The 19,299-nt window shown below is 64.7% G+C and carries 20 protein-coding genes; 15 read left to right on the forward strand and 5 right to left on the reverse strand.

Annotated features, from left to right (window positions below):
• Positions 1-188 precede the first annotated feature (188 nt).
• The 5 genes from petA (at position 189) to ACVOLJ_RS07630 (ending at position 4,135) form a co-directional block, all read left to right on the forward strand.
• Positions 189-809 carry a ubiquinol-cytochrome c reductase iron-sulfur subunit gene (petA, locus tag ACVOLJ_RS07610; RefSeq protein WP_475278010.1) on the forward strand — a complete coding sequence of 207 codons (621 nt, stop codon included), beginning with the start codon at positions 189-191 and terminating at the stop codon, positions 807-809.
• The gene (locus tag ACVOLJ_RS07615; protein WP_475278011.1) at positions 809-2,068 is read left to right on the forward strand and encodes a cytochrome b; all 1,260 of its coding nucleotides are present in this window, start codon (positions 809-811) and stop codon (positions 2,066-2,068) included. Before petA ends, ACVOLJ_RS07615 begins: the two co-directional genes overlap by 1 nt.
• The gene (locus ACVOLJ_RS07620) at positions 2,061-2,810 is read left to right on the forward strand and encodes a cytochrome c1 (RefSeq protein WP_475278012.1); all 750 of its coding nucleotides are present in this window, start codon (positions 2,061-2,063) and stop codon (positions 2,808-2,810) included. The genes ACVOLJ_RS07615 and ACVOLJ_RS07620 overlap by 8 nt, the downstream gene beginning before the upstream one ends.
• 134 nt (positions 2,811-2,944) lie before the next feature.
• Positions 2,945-3,580, forward strand: coding sequence for a glutathione S-transferase N-terminal domain-containing protein (locus ACVOLJ_RS07625; RefSeq protein WP_089240017.1), 636 nt, complete (start codon positions 2,945-2,947; stop codon positions 3,578-3,580).
• Between the two features lie 99 nt (positions 3,581-3,679).
• Positions 3,680-4,135, forward strand: coding sequence for a ClpXP protease specificity-enhancing factor (locus ACVOLJ_RS07630; RefSeq protein WP_481563835.1), 456 nt, complete (start codon positions 3,680-3,682; stop codon positions 4,133-4,135).
• Between the two features lie 110 nt (positions 4,136-4,245).
• Here the strand turns inward: ACVOLJ_RS07630 and ACVOLJ_RS07635 are convergent, their stop codons facing one another.
• The 4 genes from ACVOLJ_RS07635 to ACVOLJ_RS07650 form a co-directional block, all read right to left on the reverse strand.
• Positions 4,246-4,596, reverse strand: coding sequence for a DUF3301 domain-containing protein (locus tag ACVOLJ_RS07635; protein ID WP_475278014.1), 351 nt, complete (start codon positions 4,594-4,596; stop codon positions 4,246-4,248).
• 66 nt (positions 4,597-4,662) lie between these two features.
• A complete protein-coding gene (locus ACVOLJ_RS07640) occupies positions 4,663-5,613 on the reverse strand; it encodes a DUF2272 domain-containing protein (RefSeq protein WP_475278015.1) in 951 nt (316 codons plus the stop codon).
• 133 nt (positions 5,614-5,746) lie between these two features.
• Entirely contained in the window at positions 5,747-6,598 is an 852-nt protein-coding gene (gene nadC / locus ACVOLJ_RS07645) for a carboxylating nicotinate-nucleotide diphosphorylase (protein WP_481563836.1), read from the reverse strand.
• A complete protein-coding gene (locus tag ACVOLJ_RS07650; protein ID WP_475278017.1) occupies positions 6,595-6,864 on the reverse strand; it encodes a Trm112 family protein in 270 nt (89 codons plus the stop codon). Before ACVOLJ_RS07650 ends, nadC begins: the two co-directional genes overlap by 4 nt.
• A gap of 58 nt (positions 6,865-6,922) precedes the next feature.
• Between ACVOLJ_RS07650 and purE the strand changes: the two genes are divergently transcribed.
• Together purE and ACVOLJ_RS07660 are read left to right on the forward strand one after the other, a co-directional pair.
• The gene (purE, locus tag ACVOLJ_RS07655) at positions 6,923-7,426 is read left to right on the forward strand and encodes a 5-(carboxyamino)imidazole ribonucleotide mutase (protein WP_481563837.1); all 504 of its coding nucleotides are present in this window, start codon (positions 6,923-6,925) and stop codon (positions 7,424-7,426) included.
• Positions 7,423-8,571, forward strand: coding sequence for a 5-(carboxyamino)imidazole ribonucleotide synthase (locus tag ACVOLJ_RS07660; RefSeq protein WP_481563838.1), 1,149 nt, complete (start codon positions 7,423-7,425; stop codon positions 8,569-8,571). The genes purE and ACVOLJ_RS07660 overlap by 4 nt, the downstream gene beginning before the upstream one ends.
• A 164-nt stretch (positions 8,572-8,735) precedes the next feature.
• On the opposite strand, the gene ACVOLJ_RS07665 is transcribed toward ACVOLJ_RS07660, so the two are convergent.
• On the reverse strand, positions 8,736-9,314 hold the full coding sequence (locus ACVOLJ_RS07665; RefSeq protein ID WP_481563839.1) for a superoxide dismutase: 579 nt from the start codon (positions 9,312-9,314) through the stop codon (positions 8,736-8,738).
• 119 nt (positions 9,315-9,433) lie between these two features.
• On the opposite strand from ACVOLJ_RS07665, the gene grxD reads away from it, so the two are divergent.
• The 8 genes from grxD to ACVOLJ_RS07705 all read left to right on the forward strand — a co-directional run bounded on the left by grxD (position 9,434) and on the right by ACVOLJ_RS07705 (position 19,296).
• A complete protein-coding gene (grxD, locus tag ACVOLJ_RS07670; protein ID WP_475278020.1) occupies positions 9,434-9,754 on the forward strand; it encodes a Grx4 family monothiol glutaredoxin in 321 nt (106 codons plus the stop codon).
• A complete protein-coding gene (locus tag ACVOLJ_RS07675) occupies positions 9,751-10,527 on the forward strand; it encodes an SDR family NAD(P)-dependent oxidoreductase (RefSeq protein WP_481563840.1) in 777 nt (258 codons plus the stop codon). Before grxD ends, ACVOLJ_RS07675 begins: the two co-directional genes overlap by 4 nt.
• A gap of 230 nt (positions 10,528-10,757) precedes the next feature.
• A complete protein-coding gene (locus ACVOLJ_RS07680) occupies positions 10,758-13,976 on the forward strand; it encodes a TonB-dependent receptor (protein ID WP_481563841.1) in 3,219 nt (1,072 codons plus the stop codon).
• 179 nt (positions 13,977-14,155) lie between these two features.
• Positions 14,156-14,863, forward strand: a complete 708-nt coding sequence (locus ACVOLJ_RS07685; protein WP_481563879.1) for a Fic family protein — start codon at positions 14,156-14,158, stop codon at positions 14,861-14,863.
• A 732-nt stretch (positions 14,864-15,595) separates the two neighbouring features.
• On the forward strand, positions 15,596-16,984 hold the full coding sequence (ppnN, locus tag ACVOLJ_RS07690; RefSeq protein ID WP_475278023.1) for a nucleotide 5'-monophosphate nucleosidase PpnN: 1,389 nt from the start codon (positions 15,596-15,598) through the stop codon (positions 16,982-16,984).
• A gap of 160 nt (positions 16,985-17,144) precedes the next feature.
• The gene (locus tag ACVOLJ_RS07695; RefSeq protein ID WP_475278024.1) at positions 17,145-17,660 is read left to right on the forward strand and encodes a GspH/FimT family pseudopilin; all 516 of its coding nucleotides are present in this window, start codon (positions 17,145-17,147) and stop codon (positions 17,658-17,660) included.
• On the forward strand, positions 17,657-18,133 hold the full coding sequence (gene pilV / locus ACVOLJ_RS07700) for a type IV pilus modification protein PilV (RefSeq protein ID WP_475278025.1): 477 nt from the start codon (positions 17,657-17,659) through the stop codon (positions 18,131-18,133). The genes ACVOLJ_RS07695 and pilV overlap by 4 nt, the downstream gene beginning before the upstream one ends.
• Positions 18,130-19,296, forward strand: a complete 1,167-nt coding sequence (locus ACVOLJ_RS07705) for a PilW family protein (protein ID WP_475278026.1) — start codon at positions 18,130-18,132, stop codon at positions 19,294-19,296. Before pilV ends, ACVOLJ_RS07705 begins: the two co-directional genes overlap by 4 nt.
• The last annotated feature ends 3 nt before the right edge of the window (positions 19,297-19,299 follow it).

Consider the following 19,299-nt stretch of genomic DNA (forward strand, 5'->3'; position numbering starts at 1 on the left):
ACCGTTGGTCGGCACTCATTTTAAAGGTAGTGCCGGCCGCTGGCCGGCAACCCCGCAATCAATGTTGTTGCAATGCGTTGTGTGGCGCGCGACGGTTCCGCTACACTCGGCCATGATTCAATGCGGCTCTGGCCCCCACCGGAACCGTTGGCAGCCTTAAAGCTACCTAATCAATATCGGAGTGCCGGATGGCAAACGATGGGGTACACGATCCAGTCAACACCGGACGTCGGCGTTTTCTTTCTGCCACCACAGCCGTGGTGGGCGCCGTCGGCGTCGGATTCACCGCAGTCCCTTTCATCAAATCCTGGAACCCCAGTGCTCGGGCAAAACTTGCCGGCGCACCTGTGGTCGCCGACATCAGCGCCCTGCAGGAAGGCCAACGCCTGATCGTGGAATGGCGTGGTCAGCCGATCTGGATCGTCAAACGGTCCAAGGCGATCCTTGATGCGCTGCACGGACTGGATGGCCGCCTCAAGGACCCCGAGTCCGGCGAGAAGGACCAGCAGCCGGAGTACGTGCTCAAACAGAACCCGGAGCTGCGCTCGATCAAGCCCGAGATCTCGGTGCTGGTCGGCCTTTGCACGCACCTGGGCTGCTCGCCGGAAATGGTCGGTGAGATCCGTCCAGAGCCCTACGATCCGCAGTGGAAGGGCGGGTACTTCTGCCCCTGCCACAAGTCGCGCTTCGACATGTCCGGCCGCGTCTTCAAGGACGTGCCCGCACCCATCAACCTGAAGGTGCCCGCGCACCATTACCAGGACGACAACACCATCATCATCGGTGTCGATCCGCAGGGGGCTGCCTGATGTCCAACATCCTCAGCCGTACCGCCAGCGGCGTCGCCGATTGGGTCAACGCCCGCGCGCCGGGCCTGATGCCGATCTACCGCAAGCACGTCAGCGAGTACTACGCGCCGAAGAATTTCAACATCTGGTACTACTTCGGTTCGCTGGCGCTGCTGGTGCTGGTCAACCAGATCGTCACCGGCATCTTCCTCACAATGCATTACAAGACGAATGCCGCCGAAGCATTCGCCTCCATCGAATACATCATGCGTGACGTGGAGTGGGGCTGGCTGATCCGCTACATGCACTCCACCGGCGCCTCGCTGTTCTTCATCGTGGTCTACCTGCACATGTTCCGCGGGCTGCTGTATGGCAGTTACCAGAAGCCGCGCGAGCTTGTGTGGATCCTGGGCATGCTGATCTACCTGGTGCTGATGGCCGAAGCCTTCATGGGCTACGTGCTGCCGTGGGGCCAGATGTCGTTCTGGGGTGCCAAGGTCATCATCTCGCTGTTTGGTGCCATTCCGGTGATCGGCAATGGATTGACCGAATGGATCATGGGCGATTACCTGCCCAGCGATGCCACGCTGAACCGCTTCTTCGCCCTGCATGTGATCGCGCTGCCGCTGGTGCTGCTGCTGCTGGTGGTGCTGCACCTGGGAGCACTGCACGAAGTGGGCTCCAACAACCCGGACGGGGTGGAGATCAAGAAGGGGCCCAAGGGCAACCGCTGGTCGCCGAACGCGCCGACCGACGGCATTCCGTTCCATCCGTACTACACGCTCAAGGATGGAGTCGGTGCAGGCTTCCTGCTGATCATCGCGGCCTTCATCATCTTCTTCGCACCGGCCTTCGGCGGCCTGTTCCTGGAGCACGACAACTTCACCGAAGCCAACCGCCTGGTCACCCCCGAACACATCAAGCCGGTGTGGTACTACACGCCGTACTACGCGATGCTGCGGGTGGTGCCCAACAAGCTGGGTGGCGTCATCGTGATGTTCTCGGCCATCGCCATCCTGTTCCTGGTGCCGTGGCTGGATCGGGCGAAGGTGAAGTCCTACCGCTACCGCGGCTGGCTGTCGCGCGGCCTGCTGGGCATGTTCGTGGTGTGCTTCGCATGGCTGATGGTGATCGGTTCCGGCCCCGGTACCGATGCGCATGAGACCTACGTCGGGCGGGTGCTGACCTTCCTGTACTTCGCCTTCTTCATCACCATGCCGATATGGACAAGGCTGGACAAGACCAAGCCGGTACCGGAAAGGGTGACCACGCATGACTGAGCGCTGGATGGTCCGGCTGGCCCTGGCGGCCGCCCTGATGCTGGGCAGTACCCTGGCGATGGCGGCCGAGGGCGGTACCAAGCTGCTGCAGGCCGGCAACGACCTCGGTGACCGCGCATCGCTGCAGCGCGGCGCGCAGCTGTACATGAACTACTGCAGTGGCTGCCATGCCCTGAAGTACCTGCGGTACTCGCGCATGGGCGACGATCTTGGGCTGAGCGAGGAGGAGGTGATGAACAACCTCAACTTCACCGGCTCGGCGATCGGCGACCCGGTGCCGGTGGCGATGCCCAAGGAGCAGGCGGAAAAATGGTTCGGCAAGATGCCGCCGGACCTGAGCCTGATTTCGCGCGTGCGCGGCAGCGACTGGATCTACACCTATCTCAAGTCGTTCTACCTGGACAGCAGCCGCCCGCTGGGCTGGAACAACGCGTTGTTCGCCAATGCGTCCATGCCCAATCCTCTGTGGGAGATGCAGGGCCTGCAGCACGCGGTGCACGGCAAGGCCGAGGCGCCGGGCATGGACCCGCCGGTGACCGGTCTGCGCATCGACAGTCCCGGCTCGGTCGATGCCGGGCAGTACGACCAGGCGGTGCGGGACATCACCAACTTCCTCGAATATGCCGGTGAACCGGCCGCATTGAAGCGGCAGCAGCTGGGCGTGTGGGTGATCCTGTTCCTGGCCCTGCTGACCTTCCTGGTGTACCTGCTGAAGAAGGAATACTGGAAGGACGTGCACTGATCCAGTGTCGCCCATTGCACCTGGCCTATTGGCTTTTGTGATGGTCGGTTGCACACTCGGGGAGGAGTCGACCGCCGGCACGGTGCTGGTGGCGCCGGTGCGGCAGGCGGTCTCCTGTCGCAGGAGAGCCTTTGATGGCGGCGAGCGTACGCATGCGCAATACACTGACGCTGTTTTCCTCGAACGACGATGTACTGTGCCACCGCGTGCGGCTGGTGCTGGCGGCCAAAGGCGTGAGTTTCGACTTCGTGCCGGTCGATCCACAGAACCCGCCCGAAGATCTGATCGATCTCAATCCGTACCACTCGGTGCCGACCCTGGTCGAGCGCGAACTGGTGTTGTACGCCGCCTCGGTGGTCAGCGAGTACCTGGATGAGCGCTACCCGCATCCGCCGCTGATGCCGGTCGACCCGCTGTCGCGGGCGCGCATCCGCCTGGCCATGCTGCGCATCGAGCACGATTGGGTGCCGCAGGTGCAGGCCATCCAGCTGGGCAACAAGACCCAGGCCGAAGCAGGGCGCAAGCGTTTGAAGGAACTGCTCACCGCTTCGCTGCCGCTGTTCAAGGCCAGCAAGTTCTTCCTCAACCCGGAAATGAGCCTGGCGGACTGTGCGATGGCCCCGATCATCTGGCGCCTGCAGAGCCTGGATGTGCCGCTGCCCAAGGACAGCAAGGCGATCGAGGATTACGGCAACCGCATCTTCCGCCATCCGGGCTTCGTGCGCAGTCTTACCGATCAGGAAAAGAAGCTGCGCGACCTGCCGGGCTGACGCCGGCGTACCTGGCGGGCTGCTGTTTTACCGTCTGCACGCCCACCGGCGTGCAGACGATCTGCCCCGACGGGGGCGCCGGGCGCGTACACTTCACGCATGACCGAAGACTTCTTCCACATGACCAGCCACCGCCCGTACCTGCTGCGTGCACTGGTGGAATGGATCAACGACAACCAGCTGACGCCGCACATCCTGGTCGACGCGGGCGTTCCCGGCGTGCAGGTTCCGCCCTCGGCCATCAAGGATGGCCGGGTGGTGCTCAACATCGCCGAGCGCGCCGTGGTCCGCCTGGTCATCGACAATGAGTCGGTGAGTTTCTCGGCGCGTTTCTCCGGCAGCAGCTATCCGGTGCAGGTGCCGATCAGTGCGGTGCTTGCAGTGTATGCCCGCGAGACAGGGCAGGGCATGGCCCTGCCGGATGACATTCCGGGCGGCGAGCCGGCAGCGGCCGGCGACGAGCTGCTGCACGACGATGAACAGACCCCGCCGGACGATACGCCGCCGGCTGGCCCCCCGCCGAAGGGTCGGCCGACCCTGCGCGTGGTCAAGTAACGGTACGTGCCGACCCCGGTCGGCACACCGCCGCCGCTCGCCGGGCATGGCCCGGCGCTACCCGGACCAGGCCTCGTCCACGCATGGCGTGGATCTACCAGGTCGAGGTGCTATACGTCCTCGGCCTCATCGACATCCGCACGGATCTGGCTGATCCGCGAAGCGCCCGGGCCGGTGAATGAAATCAGCTGGTCGCCGCGCAGCACCATGCGGCCGACATGGCGATCGATGCCGTCGTAGGAATACTCGAACTTGAAGGTGCGCTCGAAGCCGAGCCGACCGTCTTCGCCGCGCGACAGGCGCAGGCCGGTGGCATGCACGGCCTGGTCCAGCCACTGCACGTCGGCAGCGCGGCAGGCGTTGCGGCCCAGTTCAATCGCACGCTCGGCGGCCGAACGCGCCGCGTTCCAGAAGAAGTAGACGATGCCGCCGGCAATCAGCAGGAACAACAGGGTAGGCATGGCTTCAGGCGTCAGCGGTCGATCCGGCAAAGATGGCGACGATTGGCTGCCGGATCAAGCGCTTGTTCAATGCGCGGTGCCAGGTTCTGCGACCGGCGCCATCGCAGCAGGCGACACCAGCGCCGGCGCGGTCGCATTCAACTGCAGCAGCGCGGCCCAGTCCTGCCGGTTGAAACTGCATTCGTCCTCGCGGCCCGGCGTGCAGGTCGGGTCGATGCCGGTGTTGTCGCGCTCCCGCGGGGGCGGCAGCTGGATCTTGCCGGTGCGATCCAGTGGCAGCAGGCGCATGGCGACCGTGTTCATGACATTGCCGCCCACCAGGTACAGCGTCTGGTCGCCGCCCAGATTGGCCGCCACCACCACTTCGCAATGCGATTTCCAATGGCCCACCGATCCGTTGCCAAGGGCCTGCACCAGCCCGCTGTAGCTGAGCGTGCTGCTGCGGTCGCGCAGGAAGCACAGCAGGTCACCGGGGGCGGGCCTGGCCGTGGCCGGGTCCACGAGGCGGTAGGGCACGCCCGCTGGCCCAGCCTGGTAGGCCGCGCGGATGTAGTCGATATGGCGCGGAGAGGTGTTGAACCCGGGCACCCCGGCGCGCACCATCACCCACGAAATGAAGGCGGCCGACCACGGATTGTCGATCAGGAAAGCGCGGCAGTCGCTGTCGGTGTAACGCGTGCCCAGCGGGGCCAGGCAACTGCTGGCGCCGGGCAGGCTGCCCAGCGCATTGAGCGTGCCGCTCTCGCGCCAGTAGCTGGTCACCCGCTGCCAGGCGATCAGCCCGTTGTCTGCCAGATGGTCGGCCTCGGCCTCGGTGACGCTGAGGCTGGCGGCACGGCCGTCACGGTCGATGAAGGGGCGGAACCACAGGCGGTGCTCGTTGCAGGCGGTATTGCGCACCGCCACTGCCAGCGGGCTCAGTCCAAAGCGGGGCGGTACATCGCAGGCTTCAGCGGCGGCTGCGGACAAGGGCGCAGCGGCCAGCAGCAGGCAGGCAGGCAAGAGCATCCGGCGCATGCGCGGCTCCTGTGGGGGATGGTCGCAGCGTCGCAGTGCCGTCGTGAACGCCGGGTGTGAGAACAGGGTCAGCCCCGTGCGGGTAGTGCCGGCCGCTGGCCGGCAACAGAGCAATCCGCGCGCGAACCCGGCCTCAGCCCGGTGGCGGGCCCAGCTTCAGCGACAGATCGATGGCCTGCACATGCTTGGTCAGCCCGCCGATGGAAATGCAGTCCACGCCGTCTTCGGCAATCGTGCGCAAGCCGCCCAGGCCGACGCTGCCGGATACTTCCAGCGGAATGCGGCCATCGGTGATGCGTACCGCTTCACGGCGCAGTTCCGGGCTGAAATCATCCAGCAGGATGCGCTCGCAACCGGCATCAAGCGCCTGCTGCAGCTGGACCAGGTCTTCCACTTCAACCACCAGCGGCAGTCGCGGCCACTGCTGGCGTGCCGCCGCCACGGCCGCAGCCAGCGAGCCGGCGGCGCGGATGTGGTTTTCCTTCAGCATCACCGTGTCGTACAGGCCGAAGCGGTGGTTGTCGCCACCACCGCAGCGTACGGCGTACTTCTGCGCCAGGCGCAGCCCGGGCAGGGTCTTGCGGGTATCGAGGATGCGCGTGCCCGTACCTTCCACGGCCGCGACATAGCGCGCCGTGGTCGTGGCCGTGCCGGACAGGGTCTGCAGGAAATTGAGCGAGGTGCGCTCGGCGCTGACCAGGCTGCGGCTGCGCCCGTGCAGCAACGCCAGTACCGTGCCGGCGGCAACCGCATCGCCGTCGGCCACATTCCACTCGATCCGCACGTCCGGGTCGAGCGCGCGGTGGGTGGCATCAAACCATGGGCGACCGGCGATCACCGCATCCTGCTTGCACAGCAGGTAGGCGCTGTCGGCCTGATCGGGCAGCAGCGCGGCGGTGACATCGCCGCTGCCGAGGTCCTCGGCCAACGCGCGGGCAACATCGGCAGCGACCACGGTCGCATCCGGCGTCGGCAGCATGTTCATGCGCCCGGGAAGTCGGCGATCTGCGCGGTGGGAATGGCTTCTTCGGCCAGCAGCACCGGGATGCCATCGTCAACACGGAAGATCTGCTTGCGGTCACGGGTGACCAGCGCCTGGCGCAGCGGCTGCGCCAGCGGATTGCCATCGGCCCTGGTCACCGTACCGGCGGAAATGGCCTTGTTGAGGGCTTCCAGGCCCTTGCCATCCAGCAGGGACAGGGGCTGGCGGGTGTCCGGTGACACCAGCAGGTCGAGCAGCTTGCGATCCATGGTTCTTCGTCTTGCGTGGAAGACGGCTAGAATACGTCTTTAAGGCAGGTGACGGCCAATGACCCCCAACCAATCCGCGCCGCTCGTCGGCATCGTCATGGGCTCCCGCTCCGACTGGGAGACCATGCAGCACGCCGCCCAGAAGCTTGAAGCGCTGGGTGTTCCGTTCGAAGTGAAGGTGGTCTCGGCCCACCGCACGCCGGACGTGTTGTTCGATTACGCCGAGCAGGCCGGTCCGCGTGGCCTGCGCGCGATCATCGCCGGTGCCGGCGGTGCAGCGCATCTGCCGGGCATGATCGCGGCCAAGACCGCCGTGCCGGTGCTGGGCGTGCCGGTGCAGTCCAAGGCCCTCAACGGCATGGATTCGCTGCTGTCGATCGTGCAGATGCCGGCCGGCATCCCGGTCGCGACCTTTGCCATCGGCAATGCGGGCGCCTCCAATGCCGCGCTGTTCGCTGCGGCGATGCTGGCCAGCGACCAGCCGGCCATCGGCCAGGCGCTCGACGCGTTCCGCGCGCGCCAGACCGAAGACGTGATGGCCCACGACGATCCGCGCCAATGAACCTGACCGTCGGCATCCTGGGCGGCGGTCAGCTCGCCCGCATGATGGTACTGGCCGGTGCACCGCTGGGACTGCGATTCGAACTGTACGACCCGGCGGCCGACGCCTGCAGCGGGCCGCTGGCCCCGCTCACCGTCGGCGCCTTCGATGACCGCCAGGCGCTGGCGGAGTTCGCGGCCAAGGTCGACGTGATCACCTTTGATTTCGAGAACGTGCCGGCCGACAGCGCGCTGTGGCTGGCCGAACACGTGCCCGTGTTCCCGCCGCCGTCGGCGCTGGCCGTGGCGCAGGACCGGTTGAGCGAAAAGACCCTGTTCCAGCAGCTGGACATTCCGCTGCCGGCGTTCGCCGATATCCGCAGTCGCGAGGAGCTGGCCGCGAAGGCGGCCGAGTTCGGCCTGCCGTGCATCCTCAAGACCCGCCGCCTGGGCTACGACGGCAAGGGCCAGTTCCGCCTGCGCAGCGAAGCCGATATCGACGCGGCATGGCAGGCACTGGGGGCGCAGGTAGAGCGCACCGGCCTGATCCTTGAAGGCTTCGTCGCCTTCCAGCGTGAAGTCAGCGTGGTTGCCGTGCGCGGCCGCGATGGCAGCTTCCAGGCCTGGCCGGTCACCGGCAACTGGCATGTGGATGGCGTGCTGTCGGCCAGCGTTGCCCCGGCCGTGCTGTCGGCCGCCGAGCACGAAGCCGCCGTCGGCTACGCCCGTCGTGTCGCCGAGCATCTGCACTACGTGGGTGTGTTCGCACTGGAGCTGTTCTGTCGCGATGGCGAGCTGCTGGCCAATGAAATGGCGCCGCGCGTGCACAACTCCGGCCATTGGACCATCGAAGGCAGCGAGACCTCGCAGTTCGAGAATCACCTGCGTGCGGTGCTGGGCCTGCCGTTGGGCAGTACCCGCATGCTGGGCCATGCCTGCATGCTCAACTGGCTGGGGGCGATGCCCGATCCGGCGCCCGTGCTGCAGCAGGCCAGCGGCCATTGGCATGACTACGGCAAGGAATCACGCGTCGGTCGCAAGGTTGGCCACGCCACCCTGCGCGATGACGACGCAGCCGCGCTGGCCGACGCGCTGGAGCAGGTGGGCCTGGAGCTGGACCGACCGGCGCAGGTGGCCCCGGCCGTGCACGCGTTGCGCAACGGCTGAGCCAGGGCGTGCCGTAGATCCCGGTAATGCCGGCCGCTGGCCGGCATGCCCACCAAGGTGGGCATCTACCAGAACGGCGCGTGATTCCGGTAGCGCCGGGCCATACCCGGCGGCGGAGCATCCCGAGGTAGCGCCGGGCCATACCCGGCGGAGCTGCGCCGATCTCAGCGCAGCTGGCTTTCCGCGAATTCCCAGTTCACCAGCTGCCAGAAGGCGTCCAGATAGCGCCCACGATCATTCTGGTAATCGCTGTAGTAGGCGTGTTCCCACACGTCGCAGCACAGCAGCGGGACGCTGCTGCCGGTCAGCGGCGTACCCGCATTGCGTGTGGCCTGCAGCCCGAGCTGGCCGCCCGGGTGCTGCACCAGCCACACCCAGCCGGACCCGAACAGGCCCAGCGCGGTGCGGTTGAACTCCTCGCGCAGGCGCTGGCCGTCGCCGAACTGTCGCTTGACCAGCTCGCCCAGGCGCCCCTGCGGTTCGCCACCACCGCGTGGTCGCAGGCATTGCCAGTAGAAGCCGTGGTTCCAGGCCTGGGCGGCGGCATCGAACAGCGTGCCCTGGGCGTGGCGGACGATTTCATCCAGCGCGGCGTCTTCCCATTCGGTGCCGACAATGGCGGCATTGACCGCATCGATGTAGGCGCGATGGTGGCGGCCGTGATGCAGTTCAACCGTCTGTGCCGACAGGTGCGGTTGCAGGGACGAAGGCAGGTAGGGCAGGGTGGGCAGTTCGACGGGCATGGACAGGTTCGTGGCCAGGGGGCGGCGGCAGCCGGTACCATCGGCTTACAATGGGGACTACCGTGGGCAGTCTAGCCGACCACTGCGGTCGGATTGTCCGGCGAAGCAAGGAGTGAGGTGTGGCGGTAATGCAGCAAATCCAGGCCGAGGTGGATCGTTACCCGCTCGTGCTGTTCATGAAGGGCACCCCGCAGTACCCGATGTGTGGCTACTCCAGCCGCGCCGTACAGGCCTTGATGGCCGCAGGCGCTGTCTCCCTGCGCACGGTCAACGTGCTGGAAGAGCCGGAGATCCGCGCCAACCTGCCGCGTTTCTCCAATCTGCCTACCTTCCCGCAGCTGTTCATCAACGGTGAGTTGATCGGCGGCTGTGACATCGTCATGGAATTGTTTGAAGCCGGCGAACTCAAGCGCATCGTTGAAGAGGCTGCACAGGGATGAGTGCCAGGCCATCGACGTCACCGTCTGACGGGGCGCTTGATGGCCATCCGTTGCAGGGGCGCGTGGTGCTGGTGGCCGGTGCCGGCGGCGGACTGGGCAGCGCTGCCGCTGTCGCCGCTGCAGAGGCCGGCGCGACCGTGGTCCTGCTGGGTCGCAAACCGCGTCGGCTTGACCGGGTCTATGCCCAGGTGCAGGCGGTCGGTCCGGAACCCTTGCTGTACCCGCTGGATCTGGAAGGCGCCGGTCCCGATGACTATGCCGAGCTGGCGCAGGCGCTGCAGCGCGAGCTGGGGCGCCTGGATGGCCTGCTGGTCTGCGCGGCCCACTTCCCGGGGCTGACCCCGTTCGAGCTGGCCGACCCGGCCAGTTTCGCCCGTGCCGTGCATGTGACCCTGACCGCGCCCGCCTGGCTGGCGCAGGCCTGCCTGCCGCTGCTGCGGCAGCGTGAAGATTCTGCCCTGGTGTTCACCGTGGATGCGCCGGAGCGGGTAGGGCAGGCTTACTGGGGCGGCTACGGCGTTGCCCAGCATGGCCTGCACGGGCTGATCGGCAGCCTGCATGACGAACTGGCGCGGGGTCCGGTGCGGGTCAGCGGGCTGTATCCCGGCCCTCTGCGTACCGCGCTGCGCGCGCGCGCCTATTCGATCGACCAGGATCCGGCCGCCCGTGGTCCGGAGGCGGCCGCTGCGGCAGCCGTGACCCTGCTGTCCAGCGCTGGCCATGCATGGCGTGGACAGGTCCTTGACGCCGGTGAATTTCCCCCGGCCGGGTAAGCTGCCCGTAAAGCGGAATGAAGATTCCGTCACGATTGCGTTGCGATCCGGTGCCGTTTGTCGCACAACCGTCACATTGAAAGCGTAGCGTGTTAATCTAGTGTTAACCGTTGCGGCAGCTGCCGTTCACGGTAGGGAACCCCAGATAAATGTCCGAACAGCCGCCCGCAAGGCTGCTTGGATGCGCTTTTTTTCCGCCATCGCCCAACTCGCATCGAGGCTACCGAACAATGACTCACCCATTCCGGATGTCCAAGCTCACCCTTGGTCTCGTGGCTGCGCTCGCCGCCGCTCCCGCCTTCGCCCAGAGCACCTCTGCCGGTGTCGGCGGCCAGGTGATGTCCACTGCAGGCCAGCCCGTTGCTGGCGCTGAAGTCACCATCACCCACACCGAATCGGGCACCGTTTCGCGTGCGACCACCGATGCGTCGGGTCGCTACAACGCGCGCGGCCTGCGCGTGGGTGGTCCGTACACCATCACCATCACCAAGTCCGGTGAAGGCACCAAGACCGAAGAAGGTGTCTTCCTGAACCTCAACCAGGTCAATACGGTCAACGCCAACCTGGGCGGCGACGTGGCTGCCACCAACCTGGACGCTGTCAACGTTGTCGCTACCGCTGGTGGCCTGGACATCTTCAGCGCCACGAAGATGGGTACCGGCAGCAACGTGACCCGTGAAACGATGGATGCGCTGCCCTCGGCCAACCGCAACATCCAGGACTACGTCCGCCTGGACCCGCGCATCTCGCAGGTCAGCAAGGCTGACGGCGCGATTTCGGCCGGCGGCCAGAACACCCGCTACAACGCCATCCGCATCGACGGCATCAGCGCCTCCGATCCGTTCGGCCTGGGCTCCAACAACCTGCCGACCGAGCGTCAGCCGGTGTCGATGGATGCCATCCAGGAAATCAACATCGACCTGGCCAACTACGACACCACCATCGCCGGTGGCACGGGCGCGGTGATCAACGCCGTGACCAAGTCGGGTACCAACGAATTCCATGGCACCGTGTACGGCTCGTACCGCGACAAGGACATGGTCCGTTCGCGCCTGGAAGGTGACAAGCAGGACTTCAACGGCTTCGAGGACGAGAAGACCTACGGCATGACCTTCGGCGGCCCGATCGTCAAGGACAAGCTGTTCTTCTTCACCAACTATGAAAAGTACGAGCGTTCGGCCGCCGGCGTCAGCCTGAGCGACACGCCGATCGGCAGGGGCACCATCACCCAGCAGCAGATCAGCGACGTCCAGAGCTACCTGGGCAAGCTGGGCTATGACCCGGGCAGCCTGTCGGCGCCGAACAGCAAGACCGAGATCGAAGAGTACGCGGTCAAGCTGGACTGGAACATCAACGAGAACCACCGTGCGGCCCTGCGCTACAACAAGATGGAGCAGAACGTCGTTCGCTTCCCGCAGGTCAGCAGCAGCGCGATTTCGCTGAGCAACTTCTGGTACCAGCAGCCGACCGAATACGAAACCTGGATGGGCGAACTGTTCAGTGACTGGTCGGACAGCTTCTCGACCGAATTCAAGGTCTCGCACAAGGATTACTCGGCCAACCGCGTTCCGCTGGTCGACATGCCGCAGATCCGTATCAAGTCGGGCAATGACTCGCTGTACGTAGGTACCGAGCAGAACACCCACGTCAACATCGTGGAATCGAAGGAACTGAGCGCCTTCGGTGCCGGTACCTGGTACGTCGGCGACCACACCGTCAAGTTCGGCTTCGACTACTCGAAGAACGAGCTGATGAACTTCTATGGCCGCAACCTCAACGGCGTGTACGAGTTCAACAGCGTCAACGATTTCCTGACCGGCAATGCCTCGCGCTACCAGCTGCGTGCGCCGCGTGCCGATGGCAGCCGCAGCGACATCCCGGCTGACTTCACCCTGAAGAACACCGGTGTGTTCGTGCAGGACACCTGGGCGATCAACTACAACCTGAGCCTGATGTTCGGCGTCCGCGTCGACATGCCTGACTTCAGCAGCCAGCGCCTGTACAACCCGCGCATCGAGCAGCTGTACGGCTTCAACAACACCAAGCTGGTCGACAAGAACCTGGTGCAGCCGCGCGTCGGCTTCAACTACACCTTCGACAGCGAGCGTCCGACCCAGCTGCGCGGCGGCGTGGGCCTGTTCGGCGGCGCTGCCCCGAACGTGTGGCTGGCAGGTGCCTACCAGAACACCGGTCTGAACTACATCGAGTACGACGAGCGCAGCATCCCGGCCGGTGCCTTCACGCCGGATGGCAACAACCCGTACATCCCGGCCGGTGGCCCGGCTACCGCCCGTCAGAACGTGGACATCATCGCGCCGGGCACCCGCCTGCCGTCAGTGTGGAAGGCCAACCTGGCGTTCGACCATGAGCTGCCGTGGTACGGCATCGTGGCATCGGCCGAGCTGCTGGTGACCAAGGTCAAGGATGGCATCTACTTCGACCGCCTGGACGTTGGCGCGCCGACCACGGTCGGCCCGGATGGCCGCGCGATCTACTGGAATGCCGCCGGTCGCAACCCGGCCAATACCCGCGTCGACAAGGGCGTCGATTACGGCATGGCGACCGGTACCAATCGCGCTGGTGACCGTGCCAACCGCCCGAGCGACATGGGCGACGTGCTGGTCATGCGCAACACCGACAAGGGCCGTGGCAGCCAGGCGACCTTCTCGCTGGCCAAGCCGCTGACCGAGAACTGGGGCTGGTCGCTGGGTTACACCTACACCCAGTCCAAGGAAGTCAGCCCGCTGTCCAGCTCGCAGAACACCTCGAACTGGAACAACACGCTGATCTTCAACTCCAACGAAGACGTGGCCTACAACTCGCGTTACGCGATCAAGGACCGCATCACCGGCACCCTGGAGTGGAAGCACAACTTCTTCGGTGACAACGCCACCCGCGTCGGCCTGTTCTACGAAGGTCGCTCGGGCCGTCCGTACAGCTACATCTTCTACAACGATGCCAACGGCGACGGTGCTGCCACCAACGACCTGTTCTACGTGCCGAAGGGCCCGGGCGACGTGCTGTTCAAGGGCGGCGCGGCGATGGAGAAGCAGTTCTTCGACTGGCTGGCGCAGAACCCGGAACTCGATGCCTACCGTGGCAGCGTGGTTCCGGCCAATTCGCACCGCGCCAAGTGGACCAACTCCTTCGACGTCCGCATCAGCCAGGAATTCCCGGGCTTCGTGAAGAGCCACAAGGGTGAGATCGCGCTGGACATCATGAATGTCGGCAACCTGATCAACAAGAAGTGGGGCCTGATCGACGATTACGGCTTCTACTCGACCCGCCGCGTTGCCAACTACGCGGGTATCGATCCGGCCACGGGTAAGTATGTGTATTCGTTCACCGGTGCGACCGACAACTCGCAGATCCAGGAAAACAACAACGACAAGGGCAACACCGCCGTGTCGCGCTGGTCGATGCAGCTGACCCTGAAGTACAAGTTCTGATCCGTCAGAGCCTGAAGCAGTAAATGGAAACGGCCGGGGAAACCCGGCCGTTTTTGTTGTGGTGGTGAAGCAATAATTTGTGTGCTAAAAGTAGGGGGTATCCATTCACGGCCGGTGAAGTGAAGGTTAGATATGGACTGTCTGAGTCAGCTTTAGCCGGGCTGGCGAATTGCGAATTTGTGCTTCCTGCTACTTCCGACAAGTCTTCGGAGAGGCAGCGGACGGAGATTCTCGCTAGATTTCTTGCGTGTCGACTGCGTCACTGCCCCGATTGCAGTTCAGATGGGAGTGCTTATCTCCGCTGCAATCGAGGCGGCGCGTACCTTAAGTCTGCAAGCAAATGCCAGATAGAGCGCCTCCATGCACGCTCTTTCCTCTCCATTCACCCCAGATTTTTCGTCGGTAGTGGTGCTCCCAACGGGTACAGGCTCCGGCGCATATGGGTTGGGCCGGAGGGTGGGGCGCATAGCTTTGTTGCAGCGCAGATAGATGTGCAATCTCATCTTTCGCGTTTTTTCGGCTTGGCCGCTGACCTTCAACCTGTGCAGCGTCTCTTCGCACTTTTATTGGCGGTTGATATCTTGCATCCGTTTGAGGACGGCAATGGGCGCCTGATGAGGGGGCTTTCATGCGCTTTTGCCATTAATTACCAGTGCAGCTTTTTTGCGTTCATCGCTGTCTGTGCAAAGGTTATGCAGGATGAGTTTGTACACGCGCTTGAGATGGCGGCAGACGGAGCGCCTAGCGAGCTATTGAATTTCAATTTGAATGTTGTGCGCGCCTATCAGCGGGCGTTGGCGGAGCCAGGTGGCCTGACAGAGTGGCTGGATGAAGTTTCAGCTGATTGGCAGGTTGGGCGAAGCGTCGAGTTGGAGGGCGCTATCTAGAGGTTGTTTGATGCGAATGGATTGTAGGTCTAACTAGGGAGAGGTTCGAATGAAGTTGAGTGTAATTGTTGCGTCTTTGGTTTTTGGAATGAGTATGAGTGCCGCGCCGTCTAAGGCAAGTGGACTCGATCCTTGGTGTAATCCAAGTTACTGCCCACCTACTCCGGGCTATCCAGGGTCTGGGGAGACGTCACGAGAAGAAGATCACGGAGATACAAACCGCTACGTTGCAGGGGTAGTGAGCTGCAACTCGCCGGTTCAGGAGCGGTATGCCGCTGTCTTGGCTGAATTCATGTCTGACCCGCTGGACGCTCGGGTTCACTATTATGAAAACAGCCCACGAGGCGAGTTCTACGCTATGTACACAGGTATTTCCGAACTAAACGGCAGGTTGGCGTTTGAGGTTTGGACGATCACGGATCCATCGTCTTCGGTGCCGATTGCGCCAAACCCGGTGGCCGGTACTTTCGAGTGTCAAAGGTAGCCGATACCAAAAGCGTATTTTCGTAACGGCCGGGGAAACCCGGCCGTTTTCCGTTCAGGCGAAAGTCCTTGCGGGGGTCTGCGCATCGGCGTAGCATCCAGACACGTGCGCGGCGCAGATGCCGCCGAAGCGGTCCCGGAGCGGCGAACGCGGGACGCACCTATCCAACGGTCGGGCTTCCCGGCCGTTTTGCTTTTTAAGGGGGCGGCAGTACAGTCGGAAACCTTGAAGGAAGCAGAAAAGTGGATATGACAACGAATGAAAAGGCAGCGCGGACGCTGCCGGTGCAGGACGCGCGGATCTACCCGCGTGGTGGGCTGGATGTGCTGTCGCGGGCCGAGGTTGCGCGCCTGCGCGATGCCTCCGGCGGTGGCATGCACGAGCTGCTGCGCCGCTGCGCGCTGGCCGTGCTGACCAGCGGCAGTGCCTCTGACGATCCGCGCGCGGCGCGCGATCTCTACCCCGATTTCGACATCCAGGTGGCGCAGCAGGATCGCGGCGTGCGCATCGATCTGGCCAATGCGCCGGCGATGGCCTTCGTCGATGGCGAGATCATCCGCGGTGTCGCCGAGCTGCTGTTCGCCGTGGTCCGCGATCTGGCCTACATGGCCATCGAGATGGGCCCGGCCTACGCGGCCGAGCTCGAATCGTCCGAGGGCATCACCAATGCGGTGTTCGGGCTGCTGCGCAACGCGCGCATCCTGAACCCGGGCGACCCGAACCTGGTGGTCTGCTGGGGCGGCCACTCGATCTCGCGCGATGAGTACCTGTACACCAAGCAGGTCGGCTACGAGCTGGGCCTGCGCGGCCTGGACATCTGCACCGGCTGCGGCCCGGGCGCGATGAAGGGGCCGATGAAGGGCGCCACCATCGCCCATGCCAAGCAGCGCCGCACGGTGACCCGCTACATCGGCCTGACCGAGCCGGGCATCATCGCCGCCGAGTCGCCGAACCCGATCGTCAATCACCTGGTGATCATGCCGGACATCGAGAAGCGCCTCGAAGCGTTCGTGCGCATCGGCCACGGCATCATCGTGTTCGCCGGTGGCGTCGGCACTGCCGAGGAAATCCTGTACCTGCTCGGCATCCTGCTGCGCGAGGAAAACAAGGATCTGCCGTTCCCGCTGATCCTGACTGGCCCGACCGTCGCCGCGCCGTACTTCGAGCAGATCGACCGCTTCATCCGCCTGACCCTGGGCGATGCCGCTGCCGAACGCTACGAGATCGTCATCGGCGATCCGGTGGCGGTGGCCAAGAAGATGTCGGCTGGCATCAAGCGCGTGCGTGAGCACCGCCTGGCGCAGAAGGACTCGTTCTTCTTCAACTGGTCCATCGAGATTCCGTGGGAGTACCAGCAGCCGTTCGTGCCGACCCATGAAGCGATGGCGGCGCTGGACCTGCACCACGGGCGCGCCCCCCATGCGCTGGCGGCCGATCTGCGCCGGGCGTTCTCGGGCATCGTTGCCGGCAACGTGAAGGAAGACGGCATGCGCCGCATCGAGCAGTTCGGGCCGTTCCAGATCCACGGTGACGCCGACATGATGCAGGCGCTGGACGAGCTGCTGCGGGGCTTCGTCGAGCAGCGCCGGATGAAGATCTCCGGCGAATACCAGCCCTGCTACCAGGTGCTGGCCTGAGGCTGGCCGGCGCGGCGGGGGCCGTGCCGGACCTGGCAGGGGAGGGCGGATCGTCAAGCCTTTGACGCCCGTCGCCCCGATCTGACCGTTCATCCTGCCGCCGCTTGCCGGCGGCAGGCCGGTGCGCCATCGTGGCCACCAACACGCTGGGGAGCGTTCAATGACATCGCGCCGGTCCAAAGGCTTCACGCTGGTTGAGTTGATGGTCACGATTGCCATCGTGGCAATCCTGGCCACGATTGCGTTTCCGTCGTTCCGGAGCACGCTGCGCTCGAACCAGGTCGCCTCGGCCAGCAATGAGGCCACCGGCCTGGTGGCACTTGCCCGCAGCGAGGCCATCCGCAACAAGCGCGGTGGCGGCGTCTGTGGCAGCACCGATGGCGCCAGCTGCGACGGCACCTGGAGCAAGGGCATGCTGGCCTGGGCCGATGTCGACGGTGACGGTGGCTTCACCACCGGAGAGGTCGTGCTTCGATTCGTAACGGTCAGTACCGCATTGAAGGTGACCGGGCCGACCGGCACGGTCATCGCCTTCGACGCCCATGGGCGCAGGCGTGCCGCCGACGCGCAGGAACTGACCCTGCAGCCCACCAGCTGTGACAAGCAGCCCCTGCGACGTCGCCTGACCATCAATGCGTCCGGCCAGCTCAACAGCCTGAAAGAGACCTGCTCATGAGGCGTTTCCGTACCCCCATCGGCCGTCGTTCGGTGCAGGGCTTCAGCATGATTGAAGTACTCGTGACCATCATCGTGCTTGCCTTCGGCCTGCTGGGATTCGCCTTGCTGCAGACGATGAACGTGCGCTTCGTGCAGAGCGCGAATTACCGCACCCAGGCCACCAACCTGGCCTATGACCTGCTCGACCAGATGCGCACCAACCGTTACCAGGCAGCCTGGTATACAAACGCGTCCTTCGCCGCCGGCACGGTGCCGCGCGCGAACTGCTCGCGCCCGACCGGCACGATCGCAGTTTCCGACAACGTCACCCGCTGGCAGTGCCAGGTGGTGCAGGCGCTGGGGGACGGGGCGAGCGCAACGGTGGTCAACAACAACGGCCGGGTGACCGTGGGTATCGCCTGGGGTGACCAGCGCTGGGACAAGAGCAATCCGGACTCCCTGACCACGTTCACCGCGGAGACGCAGCTGTGAGCCCGGTTTCGGTTCGTCCGCGCCGCATTGCCGGCATCTCGCTGATCGAAGTGATGATCGCGATGGTCATCGGTTTGGTTCTGATGCTCGGCGTCATCCAGGTGTTCTCGGCATCCCGCGAAGCGTCGCAGCTTGCACAGGGTGCGGCGCGCGCGCAGGAGAATGCGCGGTTCGCGATGGAATTCCTGCAACGCGACATCCGCATGGCCGGCCACTTCGGCTGCGTCAACGACCAGGCCCACTTCGTGAAGAATGAAGGTGATCCGGTCGTGCACATCGCCGGTGTCAGCACCGGCAGCGGCAGTCCGCTGGACTTCTCCGTGTCCGTGCAGGGCTACGAGGCACCTGGTACGGCACCTGGCAACGCCCTCACGCTGGGCGAGAACTGGACCGCACCGACCGGCCTGCCGTCGGCCCTGCAGGCACTGGGCGCCCGTGGCGGCAGTGACATTCTGGTGCTGCGCTATCTGGCGCCGATCGGCGTGCCGGTCACCAGCATCAGCAGTGATGCCAACAGCGTGATCGGTTTCGACCCGAAGCTGGGTACGCGCCTGACCGAGGACGGCGTGGCCGCACCGACCCTGTTCGGTATCGCCGACTGCAGCCATGCCGATGTCTTCGTCGGCGCCTATGCCGCAGGCGCAGTTACCGCCAATGGTGCCTCGGTCATGCGCTACAACGTGCAGCCGACGGGCGAAACGATGCTGTACCGCGCCGAATCGGTCGCCTATTACGTGGGTACTTCGGCCAGCGGCGAGCCTGTACTGATGCGCGCGCGTGCGAACAATGGCGGAACCTACACCGTCCGCGAAGAACTGGTCGAAGGCATCGAGAACCTGCAGGTGATGTTCGGCCAGGACACGACCGCCGTCATTACCCAGACCTCGCTGCCGGCGGGCAACATCACCGTGCAGAACACCGCCGCAGGCGTGACCACGGCCGCTACTGCGGCCGGTGCAGGCGAATGGCGCCGTGTTGGCCTAGTGCAGGTGGGGATCCTGGCGCGCAGCCCGAATGCCTCGGTGTCCAGCGCATCGGCCGCCGAACTCAACGATCCGCGATTGCTGGGGGTGCGCTTCGCACCGGCAGCCAAAAACGATGCGCGTTACCGGGCGGCCTATGAGTCCTCCATCGCCCTGCGCAACCGCCTCTTCGGAAACTGATGC

It is taken from the genome of Stenotrophomonas sp. STEN046 (assembly GCF_056759755.1).

Bases quoted from the DNA above. Each gene is read 5' to 3' on its own strand.
- petA (WP_475278010.1), top strand. From the start codon at position 189: ATGGCAAACGATGGGGTACACGATCCAGTCAACACCGGACGTCGGCGT.
- ACVOLJ_RS07615 (WP_475278011.1), top strand. From the start codon at position 809: ATGTCCAACATCCTCAGCCGTACCGCCAGCGGCGTCGCCGATTGGGTC.
- ACVOLJ_RS07620 (WP_475278012.1), top strand. From the start codon at position 2,061: ATGACTGAGCGCTGGATGGTCCGGCTGGCCCTGGCGGCCGCCCTGATG.
- ACVOLJ_RS07625 (WP_089240017.1), top strand. From the start codon at position 2,945: ATGGCGGCGAGCGTACGCATGCGCAATACACTGACGCTGTTTTCCTCG.
- ACVOLJ_RS07630 (WP_481563835.1), top strand. From the start codon at position 3,680: ATGACCGAAGACTTCTTCCACATGACCAGCCACCGCCCGTACCTGCTG.
- ACVOLJ_RS07635 (WP_475278014.1), bottom strand. From the start codon at position 4,596: ATGCCTACCCTGTTGTTCCTGCTGATTGCCGGCGGCATCGTCTACTTC.
- ACVOLJ_RS07640 (WP_475278015.1), bottom strand. From the start codon at position 5,613: ATGCGCCGGATGCTCTTGCCTGCCTGCCTGCTGCTGGCCGCTGCGCCC.
- nadC (WP_481563836.1), bottom strand. From the start codon at position 6,598: ATGAACATGCTGCCGACGCCGGATGCGACCGTGGTCGCTGCCGATGTT.
- ACVOLJ_RS07650 (WP_475278017.1), bottom strand. From the start codon at position 6,864: ATGGATCGCAAGCTGCTCGACCTGCTGGTGTCACCGGACACCCGCCAG.
- purE (WP_481563837.1), top strand. From the start codon at position 6,923: ATGACCCCCAACCAATCCGCGCCGCTCGTCGGCATCGTCATGGGCTCC.
- ACVOLJ_RS07660 (WP_481563838.1), top strand. From the start codon at position 7,423: ATGAACCTGACCGTCGGCATCCTGGGCGGCGGTCAGCTCGCCCGCATG.
- ACVOLJ_RS07665 (WP_481563839.1), bottom strand. From the start codon at position 9,314: ATGCCCGTCGAACTGCCCACCCTGCCCTACCTGCCTTCGTCCCTGCAA.
- ACVOLJ_RS07675 (WP_481563840.1), top strand. From the start codon at position 9,751: ATGAGTGCCAGGCCATCGACGTCACCGTCTGACGGGGCGCTTGATGGC.
- ACVOLJ_RS07680 (WP_481563841.1), top strand. From the start codon at position 10,758: ATGACTCACCCATTCCGGATGTCCAAGCTCACCCTTGGTCTCGTGGCT.
- ppnN (WP_475278023.1), top strand. From the start codon at position 15,596: ATGACAACGAATGAAAAGGCAGCGCGGACGCTGCCGGTGCAGGACGCG.
- ACVOLJ_RS07695 (WP_475278024.1), top strand. From the start codon at position 17,145: ATGACATCGCGCCGGTCCAAAGGCTTCACGCTGGTTGAGTTGATGGTC.
- pilV (WP_475278025.1), top strand. From the start codon at position 17,657: ATGAGGCGTTTCCGTACCCCCATCGGCCGTCGTTCGGTGCAGGGCTTC.